This window comes from Vibrio pelagius, from assembly GCF_024347575.1.
GTDB lineage: Bacteria > Pseudomonadota > Gammaproteobacteria > Enterobacterales > Vibrionaceae > Vibrio > Vibrio pelagius.
Genome location: NZ_AP025505.1, coordinates 139,700 through 153,455, shown reverse-complemented (window position 1 = coordinate 153,455; position 13,756 = coordinate 139,700). Strand labels below are relative to the sequence as shown.

Below are 13,756 nucleotides of genomic sequence, written 5' to 3'. Positions count from 1 at the left end.
CGAAAAATCCCCCTCAGGAGAGGGGGAGTAATACTTAATAAATTGTTAGTGAGTTACCACTTGTAGTTTGCCGTTGCTGTGACACGAGCCTCTTCACCGTAGTAGCAAATTCCAAAGTCACAACCAGCGATATATTCCTCATCCGTAAGATTGGTAACGTTCAGCTGCATGTCCCACTGTTTGTTGACTTTATAGTTCGCCATTGCATCCCAAAGTAGGTATGCAGGTACTGAGGCATTTTCAGTGGCATCAATGGTTGTGCCAGTGTAACGAGCACCAATACCAGCGGTCAAACCTTCAATGCCAACGCCAGTAAAGTCATAGGTTATCCAAGTATTTGCCATGTGTTCAGGAATGAGAGATTTACGTTGCTTCGCACTTCCTTCTCCTGATGTAGCATCCATATATGTATATGCCGCAGTGACAACGGTGTTTTCGCTGACCGCAACTTTACCTTCAATTTCTAATCCTTTGATATTTGTCTGAGTACCAGATTGTGATGTTGTAGGATTACCGTTGCCATCTAAATCTGTGATTAAAGAGTTTTCTTGGTCAATATCGAACCAAGCAACGTTAATGTAGCCATCTAAGAAGTCAGGCGTGTATTTAACACCCACTTCTTTTTGTTCACTCTCAATAGGGTCGTACAGTTTGTTGGTCGTAAAATCTAAGCTACTGATCACATAGAATGATTGAGAGTAGCTAACGTACGGTGATAGACCATTGTCCGCAACAAACATCAAACCTGTATCAAATGATAACTGGCTGTCATCTAGCTTATCTTTAAACTTACCTTCGCTTTCGACTTTAATATCGTCGTATCTTGCACCAACATTAAAAATCCATTGTTGTGCGATACGAGCTTGGTATTGGCTGTATAGACCCAATTGCTTTTTATTAATATCGTTATCAAATAGGTCAGCAGTGAGATCTGGCGCGCTTCCATATTCCGGATTTACTGAATCAACTTTACCTACAAATGACCCTGTTCCATTCCCTAACCATTTGTTTCTGTGGTATTGATAATCAAAACCAGTCACTAATTGATGTTCGATGTTTTGTGAGTACCAGTCGCCAGCAACGTGGTTATCAAACGTGTAGCTATTGCTGTCGCCATCGTTGATTAACGTATAGCGATCTAGAGAATAAAGGTCACCATCATTATTTTGCCAATCTTGATATGCTGAAGTGCTGCGCAGATACAAATCTATATAGGTGTAATTAAAATTCTGTTTGTATGCCCAAGTATCATTTATTTGATGATCAAGTTGGTAGCCAGCTGTGATTTGAGTTTTCTCAAACTTGTCGTGATTAGGTTGGCCGTAGTTGGTTTTTGGGTCAATGTACTCGCCACCAGGTAACGCTCTTAAAGTACCATCAATTGGCTTAAAGTTGTTTTGTGGTACTCCATCATCTTGAAGAAATGATGCCAAGAGTGTGAGGGTTGTCGAATCAGAAAAGTCAATAGCGTAACTTGGCGCAATGTAGATTCTTTTGTTCTCTGTACCGTCTAACATCTCATCTTGTTGATTTATCATTGCAACGAAACGGTAGCGCTGGCTTCCATCGCTGTTGGCCCAATCAGCAATATCTACACCAAGCTGAAGGTAGTTGTCAGAGCCACCAGAAAAAGAAATGCTTTTCTGAGGAATATCAGTTGGTTTTTTTTGTACTAAGTTAATAACACCACCTGGGTATGTTTCACCGTACATCACACCAGCAGGGCCTTTGATCAACTCTATTTGCTCTAAACCGTACATTTCAGACGTGAATGCCCAGAAACCTTCTTTATATAGTCGGTTGCCATCGAGATATACACTCGGCTCCAAGCCTCGAACAAACATCCACTCTGCGTCATTGTCTGGTCCATAAGGAGATGTAAAACCAGCTGTGTATCGAAATGCCTCATCCAGTTTTTGAACGTGCTTTTCTTTGATTTCTGACTCACCAACAATTGCAACAGACTTTGGCGTCTCTTGTGCTGGCGTTTCTACTTTCAGCGCTTGAGCGGTAACCGTAATCGTTTCCATTTGGCTTGTGCTGTTTGATTCTTCAGCGTGAGCAAATGGTGCTTGGACGAGTACTAACGATCCCATTGTTAGTCCGTATTTTATCGAAAGAGCAAGCTTCCCTAAGTTCATGTTGTTCATGTCAATCTCGTGGTTTTCTCGATTCTCTCAATACACAATGAAAAGAGAAACGATAATTAGTATTATTTAGTTCGAGATTCTACAGTCATTAATGCTGTTTTTGTTTGATTTTGATCACACAAAAAATATCAAACGTTAAATCTTTAATGTGATATTGATCTTGTTTTTTTATGTTTGCTTTTAAGGTTAGGGAGGTTTTGTTTATTATTTTGTACTTTTATTACAATTGGTTGCATATCTATAAGATTGTAAATATAAATGAATCATTCATAAGAAAGCGGTTTAAATTTGACGCAGAATCCTGATAATAGCCCATCCCAATTTACCTTCTAAAGTAGGCTGCAATTTCCATGTTTAATTGGTTTGAACGATTAACGAAAGCGTTTCCCGAGCATGAATCAGGAAAACCACCAAAAACTCTCGTAGGCTTTTGCCGATTTTATACAAAGGGTTTTGAATTTCCCCTTGTCGCTATGGCGATTTTAAGTGCTTTGATAGCCATTTCAGAAGTGACATTGTTGCGATACCTCGGAGAACTGGTTGATATTCTAGCGAATCAAGATAGAGCAACATTTTGGCAAGATCAGGGTGACCGCATTGAAAACATGCTGATTTTGGTTGTAGTGATCATGCCGATCTTGGGTTTTTGCCATTCAATGATCATGCATCAGACGTTGCTGGGGAATTACCCTATGTCTATTCGATGGTTGATCCACCGCTATCTTTTAAAGCAAGCGGTAGGCTTTTTCCAACGTGATTTTGCTGGACGTGTTGCGACGAAAGTCATGCAGAGTGCACTTGCCGTACGTGAAACCGTGATGAAGCTTTTGGATGTGTTGGTTTATATCTCTGTCTACTTTGTCTCGATGATTTGGATGATGGGTGAATCGGATCTTATCTTGATGCTGCCAATTTTAATTTGGTTAGTGCTTTACATCTTTATTCAGCTGTACTTTATCCCACGAATGAAACAGGTTGCGACCGATCAAGCCGACGCTCGCTCTATTATGACGGGCCGAATCGTTGATTCTTACACCAATATTTCAACCGTAAAGTTATTCGCACATTCTCAGCGTGAATTAGATTACGCAGAAAGCAGTATGAAGGGATTCCTAAAAACGGTCTATCGCCAGATGCGAATGGTAACCTGCTTGCTTTTGAGTGTTGATGCCATTAACTATCTATTACTTCTTTCGATTGCGGCGACTTCTGTCATGCTTTGGTTAGATGCGAGTGTAACCATTGGTGCTATTGCTGTTGGCATTAGTATTGCGCTGCGTGTGCAAGGTATGTCGAAATGGATCATGTGGGAAGTCAGTTCCCTGTTTGAAAACATCGGCACCGTGGTGGATGGTATGAATACCATCTCAAATGATGTTGAAGTCAAAGACGTACCAAACGCAAAACAGCTTGAAATTAAACAAGGTGCGATTGAGTTCGACAACGTACAGTTTAATTACAGTGACGAGAAATCAGTATTCAACAATCTTGATTTGAATATAAAACCGGGAGAAAAAGTCGGCATTGTAGGCCGCTCTGGTGCAGGTAAATCAACGCTGGTCAACTTGTTACTGCGTTTCTTTGATGTGAATAGCGGGACGATTCGTATCGATGGTCAAGATATCTCTAAAGTGGAACAAGAGTCTCTGCGACAACATATCGGTATGATTACTCAAGATACTTCATTGCTTCACCGTTCAATTAAGGAAAACATTTTGTATGGTGATCCAGATGCGTCGATGGATGATTTGATTGCTGCGGCAAAACAAGCCCATGCTCACGAGTTTATTCAAGAGCTTAAAGACGAGAGTGGTAATATAGCTTACGATGTAGAGGTCGGGGAGCGCGGTGTGAAGCTATCTGGTGGTCAACGCCAACGTATAGCAATTGCCCGTGTTCTGCTCAAGGATGCACCAATTCTCATTATGGATGAAGCCACATCGGCTCTAGACTCGGAAGTGGAATCGGCGATTCAAGAAAATCTAGAAGCGTTAATGGAAGGTAAGACTGTTATCGCGATTGCCCACCGTCTTTCTACGATTGCAGCGTTAGACCGTTTGATCGTAATGGACCAAGGGAAGGTCATTGAGCAAGGTTCACACAAAGAGCTGCTCGAGTTAAATGGTGTATATGCCCAGTTATGGAAGCACCAAACGGGCGGTTTCTTGGGTTAAGTCATAGAGGGAGTTCATGTGAACTCCCTTTTTCTGCCAATCACATTACGTGAGTTTGTTTCAATTTTTTAAAAGAAATTCAGAGTTTTGAAACATTTTATTTGAATTTAATCCTATTAAGGTGATGTGCCATAGTATTGAGAGAAGCAGTCTATGAAGGCGAGTACCGCAGACGCTAATAGCCAAAGGTCATAGAGTATAATCTTAAGCAACGGGGAAAGCCTGCCATCACGTAGCTGTGGGTCGGTAATACGTGTAGGTAGCGATATCCATCCCGTTAACTTTAGCATCTCGCACCAAATCACCGCGATCGACTTTGATCTTTCTTTTGACTTAGATGCTGATGAGGCAGAGGCTTACGATACCATCAACAAGGTATTAGAACCGGACTAAATTGCCCTTATGTTGACGCACTCGCACAGCGTATTTCTAAACTCCCCGCGAAATCGATTAACGCTTGTAAACAGATGGTTTACGAGTCGAACGATAAGTCTATTGATGAAGCGTTAAAGGCAGAAGCATATTGGCTATACCAAGCAAAACAGCCGCCGTTAAGCGTTTCCAGATTGCGGACGACCAAGATCTGGAGCACGATATGGAAAACCAGCGTAACTGGTAAGACTTAGTGATGAAGGTTCAGGACATCAACTAAGATTTTCTACTCAAATGATAAAAAGCTTCTGATATTCAGGAGCTTTTTTATTGTGATTTTAAAAATGAGATGAGCTGGCAGTTAATAGATTGGAGTGCTTGAGAGTGGTCCAAGCCATGGTTATTCGGTGCTAACGAGATTGATTAAAGAGGCGTAGAGGTATGGCTATGAGACTGGTTGACCCATAAAAAAATGGAGGCCAGTGGCCTCCGAATACGATCAAGGTGAATACTATTGAATCCGAAGGAAGTGAGTCTAGATAAATGAAGGGGAATTCAATTTATCTATTGCTCTTAACTTGGTCGTTAAGCTGCCATACTTACCAAGTTATCTCTTCTTTCAAGCACAATAAATATAAAAAGTTAAACATGAAAAAAGTAAAAGAAGCGACTAACCTCTATAAGTTAAGCTGCGTCGTTCACTATGTACTACTATATTTAAATGAGGCAGGCATGTCTAGGCTCAATGCGTCTTTGTATGTGATCTCAGTCTAGTTCTGGTCGTTTAATTTATAATCAGAATGGTGATTGGTAAGTTTGGTGTGATTTACTAATTTGTAGCTGGGAACTATTTATTAAGCCTGTAATATTTAGGTTCTTTGGGTGAGCTGAGCAGCTAGCTCGTTGATTGTTTTTGCAGTGTGCTTGAAAATATGTCGGTATGAGGAGCATAGATAGTTGTGCAGATAAACATCATTTTCAATGTTATCAATACGCTGTTTTGGACAGCCGCTATAACATTGACTTAAGTAAGAGCATTGCTTGCATTGCTCGGTTAAAGTCTTAAATTTTGCGTTACCAAAACGAAGTTATTGCGGACTAGATGTAAGCTCTAGTAACGGCTTTTCTTCAACGTTTCCGACCTTGTTGGCGGGATAAACAAAGTGGTCGCAAGAGTAGACATCACCGTTGGCCTCGACAATTAAGTTGTCGCCACAGGTTTTACTGAAAATACATAAGCCCGCGGGATAACCAAGTTTTTGAGCAAGCAGCATTTCAAAGGCTTGAATATAGATCTTACCCAAATCTTGCGTTACCCATTCGTCAAACACCTCAGCCATAAATTCACAGTAGCCGTGTCGTGGTATAGAAAAATAGGTAACTTGATTGGTCGCAGCCAAGTTGCTTTCGGGTTTGATAAACCTGTCTGCCTTGATTCCAGTTGGCGTCATTCACAACCGTGAGAGTGTTAAATGCAACGCCATGCTCTTTTAATAGCTGGATGACGTGACGAATACGTTCGGAGGTTGGTTTTCCGTTGGTTGAGATGCGGTACTTGTCGTGAATTGACGCACCGCCGTCTACAGAAATTCCGATAAGAAATTGGTTCTTAGCAAAGAACTCCGCCCATTGGTTATGTCCTACTATACGAAATGGTAACGAGAGCGCTTAGCTCCTAAGCGCCATTTCATCGGTTGGATTTTATGACCGCCGCTATAATTGCAATGCTCGGGCGATGGTTTGCTGCCATTTGATGTAAGCAGTAGGCTGAAGATGTGTGCCATCATAGGTAGCGCTCGGGTCAATCGCTCCATGAAACCCGAGTCCTTCATTGATATCGATGAACAGCAATTTGTGGTGCTCAGCAAGCTGCTTTAGAGCACTGTTTAACTTAGTAACCTGCTGATTCCATTCCGCAACACTGGTGTATAACGTGGATTGAATAATCACCTGATGACCGCACTCTAGAAACTGAGTCACCAAAGCTTGATAGTGGTTCATAATGCTTTCAATCGAGCGTTGTTGAATGATGTCGTTAATTCCCGCTAGAATAAAAACAGACTCAGCGTGTGTGTTCGAGACCAACTGTGCGCGCCCCAACATGCCTTTTACTGTGTCGCCGTCAATACCCTGATTTGAAACTGTTAACGATGAGAACAATTCGGCCCATCTACCAGCGTTGGTAATGCTGTCACCAAGAAATACCCAATCGCATTTTCTTTCTACTTGTTGAAATAGCTCAATGCTTGAAAGGTATTTCTCTACTGGGCAGTGAGCGTTGTCTAAATCGAGTGTTAATTCCATCTTGTTTCCTCTTGTACACCTTTTCTATTTATATACATTAGTGATTGAATCCCACTCAGCTTCAGGGTCGTTGCTAATGAATGCAATTTTGTTCTCAAACTCTTGCCACATCTCTTCTGTGTGCATTTCAAATGAGTGTCCCCAAAAATAGAATACTTCGCAGGCCTTTGCAGCTTCATAGCGGGCCCAAAAATCAGGGGCTAAAAAATGACAGTGAGGTTTTAGAAGTAGCAAGTCCTTATTGACCTTATGGTTCTCTAAATCTTCAACAACTCTCGCATATCGGTGTCCGGCTTTTTCGACCTCGTCACGAACCTTGTTGCTAACCGCACCAAATGGATAGCAAAAACCGCTGATTTCTCGATTAAATAAAGCTTCTAAACGCGCTTTGTTTTCAACTATTTCATATTCAAGATCTTGTTGACTTAGTGAGGGTAAACCAGGATGGGTAAGTGAGTGATTTGCGACATCGAAGTCTTTGTAGGTTTCGTATAGTTCATCATAAGCAAGGCTCACGATATCAATATCATTGAACTGGTCGATAAGTTGGCGTTCACTGCCATTTTTACCTAAGCACAGATTAAATGTTGCCTTCGCATCGTATTTTTTGAAGATTTCAATCAGTCGGATATCAGTAGTGACACCATCGTCCCAGCATTGAATTACTTTCACTGCGTGCTCTTCCTGTTTTAACTTGCATTGTCCCAATCAAAAAAGCCAATGTTCAGAACACTGGCTTCCATTATTTTTCTCAGGCTTATAGAGAAATGTTCAGCTCTTCCTTGCCATCAAAGATGTGGCAGAAGCTGGTATCTAGGTTGAAATAGTAGGTGTTACCAATATCTGACGTTGAGATATCTGAACCAGATACACGCGCAATCACAAGATTCGCACCGACACGGAAGTGAAGGTATTTCTCATTACCCATGTTTTCAACAACTGCTAATTTACCTTCGATTGCGTTTAGGTCGTCTTTGGTGTTCGCAATAGAGATGCTTTCTGGACGAATTCCGAAGAAAACCTTGGTATCAACGTGTTCTTCTAGCTTCGCAGTTTTCTCTGTAGGAATCACAACGCGAGAGCCAGGCGCAAGTTCAACGTAGAAGTTACCGTTTTCTTTACGCAGTGCCGTGCCAACAAGGTTCATTGCAGGGGAGCCAATGAAACTCGCCACAAACTTGTTTGCTGGGTAGTTGTATAGGTTTGTTGGTGTGTCTACCTGCATGATCTCGCCTTTGTTTAACACACAAATACGGTCGCCTAGCGTTAATGCCTCGGTTTGATCGTGGGTTACGTAGATCATGGTCGCAGGAGTGCCTTCTTCTTTTAGCGATTGGTGTAACTGAGCGATTTTTACACGCATAGAAACACGAAGTTTTGCATCAAGATTCGACAGTGGTTCATCAAAAAGAAAAACTTCAGGCTTACGTACGATCGCACGACCTACCGCTACACGCTGACGTTGGCCACCAGACATCTCTTTGGGTTTACGGTCAAGAAGATCGGTAATCTCTAGCTTTTCTGCTGCTTCTTCTACGCGAGCTTTGATTTCTTCCTTTGATTTACCTTGCATTTTCAACCCAAAGCCCATGTTATCGAACACAGTCTTATGTGGGTAAAGTGCGTAGTTCTGGAATACCATCGCGATGCCGCGTTCTTTCGGTGGTAGGTCGTTTACCACGCGCTCGCCAATGCGGATTTCGCCGCCAGTGATATCTTCTAAGCCGGCAACCATGCGCAGAGTTGTGGATTTTGCACAACCTGATGGACCAACAAATACCATGAATTCACCATCTTGGATGTCTAGGTCGATGCCATGAACGGCTTTGAATCCGTTTTCGTATTCTTTTTCAACTTTGCGTAGGCTAACTGTTGCCATGTTCAACTCCACGTTTGGGATAGGGGCCCTAAAACTAAATCGACAGCGTAGGGCTAAATTTTGTTAGGGTAAAAATACTTATCTATTTGGGTAGATAAGCACTCTTAAAGAGAGGGGAGGTGCGTCCCCTCAACCTAGAATCTTATGCAGTGACTAGTTTGCACACTGAGCAATCACGATGCTTTCTGGAGACTTATCTTCAGCGAACTTCACGCTCCACACGTATTTACCGTCCTGTGCGATGTCCACGATGGTGTCTTTCATAAAGCCACCTCTTTTGAGGTCTTTCATTTCGCCAACGTTAAGGTCACGGCCGCCTGCAGTGAATTGTGGTTTCCAGTTCATGGTGGCAACTTGAAGGTTTACTGTGCCGGCTTTTTCTTCACGAACCAATTGGTAGATACCATCGCCTTTGTATGTAAATGCACGATCAGGAACGTGCATCCATTCTGCTTGTTCAAAAGTACCTACAACGTAAAGTGTTGGTTTGATCGGACCACGATCACCTTCAACCGTTGGTAAAGAACAATCCACCATAGGGCCTGTTGCTTGCGTTACCGCTGTTTCTTCCGTTGTTGATGCACAGCCAGCAAAAAGAGTAGCAGCACAAAGTGCCGTGAGGATTTTCGTTTTCATAGTGAGTTCCGTTATTTAGATTGTTAGGTTTTCTTCTGTTTCACGGTCATAAATATGACCAAAAAAAGTGTCGAAATTCAGTTTGAATGGCTGCCCAACATTGCCTTTGTTGATCGAGGCTTTTGCACGGCAGGTTTTATTGGTATCGCCAATGTTGAACTCTTGGTATTGGTGTCCGTTCTTCTCAAAACAGCCAATCAGTTCAGCGTCAACAACATTGAAAAACTCATCGTTAATGGCAACACTGACAAATTCTGGATGAATGCTAAAAATGATTTCAGAGTCGATGTAGTTTGCCAGCTTGTGTTGGTGCTCAGATGGAATGTGCAGATTCACGTTATCAGACAGGCTCAACATAATGTCATTGTGCCAATGGCTAAGCTTGGCATTGATGTAGTTTGATGAACCTGAAGTGTTTGAATGAATTAAGTTAAATGCTTCCATCGTATATCACCGAAATTTAACGGCCAAATAGGCGCTGTAGTAAGCCTTTTTTCTCAGGCTCCTGTTGTACTTTTTTGTTTGAACGTGCTTTGGTGAGCGCGTCTAGTGCCGCTAGGTTTTTAAAGTAAGACTTTGAGTCTTTCGCAGGGTAGCCAAACAAATCGCTGTTGGCTGGGAAAGAACGGCTTACGCCAGATTTCGCCTTGATGATAGAGTTATCACCAATCTTGATATTCCCCGCGGTCCCTACCTGGCCTTGTGCAATGACGCCGTGACCGAAAATAGTGTGGCCGGCTAAGCCAACCTGAGACACGATCAGGCAGTTTTCACCAAGCTGACAGTCGTGACCAATTTGAACCTGATTATCGATTTTTGTGCCGCGACCGATAATAGTGTCGCCTAGGGTTCCGCGATCAATCGTATTGTTACAGCCAAGTTCCGCGTTGTCCTCAATGATTACACGACCGACGCTTTCTACTCGCTCATAACGTGAGTGCTTACCGGTCATGTATTCGAAACTAAAGTTACCAATCGAGTTATTCGAGTCGATGGTGACGTTATTGCCGATGACAGTGCCTTCTTTGATCACAGAATTTGCGTTAATCGCAACGTTGTTACCTATGGTCACACCGTTCATGATTATTACACCAGGGCCAAAGTGGCAATTCTCACCGATAGAACAGTGTTTACCAATGTACACATCAGGCTTCTCAGAAGTATTATCCTGATCAAAAAGTTGGTATTTATTGACGCGGTAATAACGCAATAAGTCATTCAGCTTGTCGACATCAAGCTTGTTTAGAATGATCTTGGTTTTAGCAGGAGCTAACCGAACTGCGGCGGGACCAATCACCACGGCTGCTTTTGTTTCGGAAAGCTTTTTTTCATCTTTCTGGGAAATAACAATGGCTGCACACTCTTCTGTAGACTGAGCGATAGAGCTGATGCGAGAGACGATTGCAGATGCATCGCCTTCAACAACACCACCTAATACTAGTGAGATTTCGGAAACGGTAAGCATGATTCGGTTAACTCCAGATAAGCGCTGAATTAGAAGCGATATAGTGCTTGAAGGTAAACTTTATGACCAATAGTTTCTTTGTCTTCGTCCCAAGCAAAGTAGCCGTTGTCAGTGTTTTCGTCTTTCGTGTATTCGTATTCCGCTTTGACTAACCAATCGTCACCAATTTCTTGCTCGTAGCCAACCGTACCTTTAAGAATATCCGTGTAGTATTCCGCACCGTTGTCTTTATTGATGGTTTCGTTTTCACCAAAGCGAGCACGTAGGAATAACGTACCAGCGTCTTCAAAGCTGTATGTTATGAGTGGCTCGTAATAGAACTCATTGAACTCAGAGTCACCCCAGCTCGTTTCTGTGTCTTTTGTTTGGTAGAAGAGTTCGACGCCTAGTTCCCAGTTCCCAGTACGGTAGTAAGGTTTGAATAGGTAGCTGTACGCAAGGTCATCTTGTTTGTATTCGCCCCAAGTGCCACCTGCTTCTTGGTCTGTCTTACTTTTTAGTAGCTCTACGTGAGAGTAAAAACCCATTCCGTATTTCGGGTTGTAGTACGTTAGAGGAATATGGAATGTATGTTCTGTAATCGTTTTATCTACATCAAATGCCCCGTTGCCGTTCACAACGCCAACTTGGTGGTCAACACCATAGAACGCACCTGTTGTAAAACCGTTGCCTAAAGAGATTGCTTTTTGAGCGGTTAATATATGCACCCATGTAGAAGAGGTTTCAGCGCCAGTTTGGTTACCATTTGCATCAAATGAGCGTTTAACGAGATCTTGTGTCTTTAGATCATAGGTAATTGCCATGTTTGACACTTTATGATGGTAATAAAGCTTACCGATATACGCAGTTTTGATCGTTTCTTTATCTCTCCGACCGCCTTCATAATCCGTGACTTTTTCTTCAAATTCGAACGCAGTACCAACTGTACCGTGGGCTGAGAAAAAGTCATCGAACGTAAGTTCACTTTGTTGTTCTTCGCTTTGAGCTCTAAATATCCTCTCCAAATCTTCAGTATTACGATTTGCGTATGCATAGTTTGATGCAACCACTGCATTTGCAACAAGAATTGAAAGCAATTTCTTATTCATGGTAGGGCCTTAATTGTTATTAATATATCTTTGCATAGTGGTAGTCCGTTATGAACTACTCTTTCTGGTGGCGATTATTTGGCAACTTTTTTACGATGTCTCCCTGTTTAATTGTTTATTGTGATGCTGGTCATTTTTTGATGGCTTATATGTGATAAATATCACCATTGTGGGTGAGGGAAACGTGCTTTTCTATCTATACTTTCATCTGCCTGATTAATCACAAAGTAGTAATTTATCTTTGTAAGTTGTTGATTGTTATGGGTTGAATGCTATTTCGTATGACGGGTGTCACAAAGTTATTCAAATTACACCTATGAAAGTTGACTAAACTTGGGAATAAATTAGCATTTAGTCGTACATCGTGAACTACCTAATTAAATGTGGTGACCCAATGAAGAATAAAATTATAAAAACCGCGCTGCTTTCTGCAATTTTCGCGACCTCGTTTGTTAGTGCCGAAGAAATTGCACCGGAAGCTGGCGCAGAACTCATGATTTGGACTGATGCGCCAACAATTGACTATATGGAATACGCATCGAAAGAATTTAATAAGGTCCATGGCTATAAGGTGAAATTTAAGTTCCGTGGTCTTTCACCTATGGATACGGCTGGTCGCCTTATTCAAGATGGAGGCACGACACGTGTAGCTGACGTTGCGGAAGTAGAGCACGATACGCTAGGTGGTTTGGTGGTTTCTGGTGGTGTGATGGAAAACCTTGTGAATACAGATCGTATCAACAATGAGTTCCTACCAAGCGCACAAGTAGCGGCTTTCTCTCAGGGGCTAACTTATGGATTCCCTGTAGGTATTGCTACAACTGCTTTCTTCTATAACAAAGATTTGATGCCAGAAGCACCAACTACTTTTGAAGAAGTGATGAAGTTTGGTGAAACGTTTAATGATAAGCAGCAAAATAAATACGCATTTGTATGGGATATCCAGAACTACTATGAGTCACGTATGTTCCTTGCCATGTTCGGTGGTTATGAATTCGGTAAGAACGGTACAGACGCAAAAGACATCGGCATCGCTACACCAGAAGCTCAAAAAGGTTTAGCCGCATTAAAAGATGTGCAACGAGCTCAAGGATTCAACCCGTTTGATATGCGTAACCCGCAAGTTCGCCGTGGTTTGTTTACCGAAGGTAAAGTTGCAGCAATCGTTGATGGCCCTTGGGCAATCGAGCAACACAAAGCAAACGGCATTAACTTAGGTGTGATCCCTATGCCGACCTACAAAGGTGAGCAGCCACGAACCTTCTCAACCGTCCGCCTTGCAGTTGTTTCTGCATACACCGAGTATCCAATGGCAGCACAACTATTCGCTGAGTACCTTACATCAGAAAAAATGCTTAAAGCGCGTTTCGAAATGACGCAACTAATCCCGCCAGTTCAATCAGTGTTGGATGAGGTTTCGATTAGTGCATCAGACGAGCACAAAGCAATCATCAAGCAAGCAACGTTCGCGGACGCAATGCCTTCTATTCCTGAAATGGGCTTCATTTGGTCACCAATGGCAAGTGCGATCACAGCGTTAGTCGTCAATGACCAAACTCCTGAAGCGGTTACTAACCAAGCACTCTCGATCATTAAAGAACAGATCGACTTGCAAGAATAAGGACGGCTTTAATGTCTACTATGGCTAAGACAGAACCGGTCGTGACAACTAAGTTGCCCGCTTCACT

At 42.3% G+C, this 13,756-nt stretch carries 11 protein-coding genes and 1 pseudogene; 3 read left to right on the top strand and 9 right to left on the bottom strand.

What is annotated here, in order from left to right:
- Window positions 1-53 precede the first annotated feature (53 nt).
- Window positions 54-2,150 carry a TonB-dependent siderophore receptor gene (locus vsple_RS20840; protein ID WP_261884314.1) on the bottom strand — a complete coding sequence of 699 codons (2,097 nt, stop codon included), beginning with the start codon at window positions 2,148-2,150 and terminating at the stop codon, window positions 54-56.
- Between the two features lie 350 nt (window positions 2,151-2,500).
- On the opposite strand from vsple_RS20840, the gene vsple_RS20835 reads away from it, so the two are divergent.
- The gene (locus vsple_RS20835) at window positions 2,501-4,324 is read left to right on the top strand and encodes an ABC transporter ATP-binding protein (protein WP_261884313.1); all 1,824 of its coding nucleotides are present in this window, start codon (window positions 2,501-2,503) and stop codon (window positions 4,322-4,324) included.
- A 330-nt stretch (window positions 4,325-4,654) separates the two neighbouring features.
- Window positions 4,655-4,943 (top strand): annotated as a pseudogene (locus tag vsple_RS20830) (enoyl-CoA hydratase/isomerase family protein); the annotation flags it as partial.
- Between the two features lie 841 nt (window positions 4,944-5,784).
- On the opposite strand, the gene vsple_RS20825 reads toward vsple_RS20830, so the two are convergent.
- From vsple_RS20825 to vsple_RS20790, 8 genes are all read right to left on the bottom strand, one after another.
- Entirely contained in the window at window positions 5,785-6,147 is a 363-nt protein-coding gene (locus tag vsple_RS20825) for an SPASM domain-containing protein (RefSeq protein ID WP_261884312.1), read from the bottom strand.
- Between the two features lie 262 nt (window positions 6,148-6,409).
- The gene (locus tag vsple_RS20820) at window positions 6,410-7,000 is read right to left on the bottom strand and encodes a GDSL-type esterase/lipase family protein (RefSeq protein WP_261884311.1); all 591 of its coding nucleotides are present in this window, start codon (window positions 6,998-7,000) and stop codon (window positions 6,410-6,412) included.
- Between the two features lie 24 nt (window positions 7,001-7,024).
- Window positions 7,025-7,672: a polysaccharide deacetylase family protein gene (locus vsple_RS20815; protein ID WP_261884310.1), complete on the bottom strand. Its 648-nt coding sequence runs from the start codon at window positions 7,670-7,672 to the stop codon at window positions 7,025-7,027.
- A gap of 85 nt (window positions 7,673-7,757) precedes the next feature.
- Complete coding sequence (locus vsple_RS20810) at window positions 7,758-8,879, bottom strand: ABC transporter ATP-binding protein (protein ID WP_261884309.1); 1,122 nt, start codon at window positions 8,877-8,879, stop codon at window positions 7,758-7,760.
- 153 nt (window positions 8,880-9,032) lie between these two features.
- Window positions 9,033-9,515 carry an early set domain-containing protein gene (locus vsple_RS20805; RefSeq protein WP_261884308.1) on the bottom strand — a complete coding sequence of 161 codons (483 nt, stop codon included), beginning with the start codon at window positions 9,513-9,515 and terminating at the stop codon, window positions 9,033-9,035.
- A 15-nt stretch (window positions 9,516-9,530) separates the two neighbouring features.
- The gene (locus tag vsple_RS20800) at window positions 9,531-9,959 is read right to left on the bottom strand and encodes a hypothetical protein (protein WP_261884307.1); all 429 of its coding nucleotides are present in this window, start codon (window positions 9,957-9,959) and stop codon (window positions 9,531-9,533) included.
- Window positions 9,960-9,975: 16 nt separating this feature from the next.
- Window positions 9,976-10,980 carry a UDP-3-O-(3-hydroxymyristoyl)glucosamine N-acyltransferase gene (locus vsple_RS20795; protein ID WP_261884306.1) on the bottom strand — a complete coding sequence of 335 codons (1,005 nt, stop codon included), beginning with the start codon at window positions 10,978-10,980 and terminating at the stop codon, window positions 9,976-9,978.
- Between the two features lie 29 nt (window positions 10,981-11,009).
- The gene (locus tag vsple_RS20790) at window positions 11,010-12,068 is read right to left on the bottom strand and encodes a porin (protein WP_261884305.1); all 1,059 of its coding nucleotides are present in this window, start codon (window positions 12,066-12,068) and stop codon (window positions 11,010-11,012) included.
- Window positions 12,069-12,462: 394 nt separating this feature from the next.
- On the opposite strand from vsple_RS20790, the gene vsple_RS20785 reads away from it, so the two are divergent.
- Complete coding sequence (locus vsple_RS20785) at window positions 12,463-13,689, top strand: sugar ABC transporter substrate-binding protein (protein WP_261884304.1); 1,227 nt, start codon at window positions 12,463-12,465, stop codon at window positions 13,687-13,689.
- The last annotated feature ends 67 nt before the right edge of the window (window positions 13,690-13,756 follow it).

What these genes read in the sequence shown, in the direction of transcription:
- vsple_RS20840 (WP_261884314.1), bottom strand. Translation starts at nt 2,150, where the DNA reads ATGAACAACATGAACTTAGGGAAGCTTGCTCTTTCGATAAAATACGGA.
- vsple_RS20835 (WP_261884313.1), top strand. Translation starts at nt 2,501, where the DNA reads ATGTTTAATTGGTTTGAACGATTAACGAAAGCGTTTCCCGAGCATGAA.
- vsple_RS20825 (WP_261884312.1), bottom strand. Translation starts at nt 6,147, where the DNA reads ATGACGCCAACTGGAATCAAGGCAGACAGGTTTATCAAACCCGAAAGC.
- vsple_RS20820 (WP_261884311.1), bottom strand. Translation starts at nt 7,000, where the DNA reads ATGGAATTAACACTCGATTTAGACAACGCTCACTGCCCAGTAGAGAAA.
- vsple_RS20810 (WP_261884309.1), bottom strand. Translation starts at nt 8,879, where the DNA reads ATGGCAACAGTTAGCCTACGCAAAGTTGAAAAAGAATACGAAAACGGA.
- vsple_RS20805 (WP_261884308.1), bottom strand. Translation starts at nt 9,515, where the DNA reads ATGAAAACGAAAATCCTCACGGCACTTTGTGCTGCTACTCTTTTTGCT.
- vsple_RS20800 (WP_261884307.1), bottom strand. Translation starts at nt 9,959, where the DNA reads ATGGAAGCATTTAACTTAATTCATTCAAACACTTCAGGTTCATCAAAC.
- vsple_RS20795 (WP_261884306.1), bottom strand. Translation starts at nt 10,980, where the DNA reads ATGCTTACCGTTTCCGAAATCTCACTAGTATTAGGTGGTGTTGTTGAA.
- vsple_RS20790 (WP_261884305.1), bottom strand. Translation starts at nt 12,068, where the DNA reads ATGAATAAGAAATTGCTTTCAATTCTTGTTGCAAATGCAGTGGTTGCA.
- vsple_RS20785 (WP_261884304.1), top strand. Translation starts at nt 12,463, where the DNA reads ATGAAGAATAAAATTATAAAAACCGCGCTGCTTTCTGCAATTTTCGCG.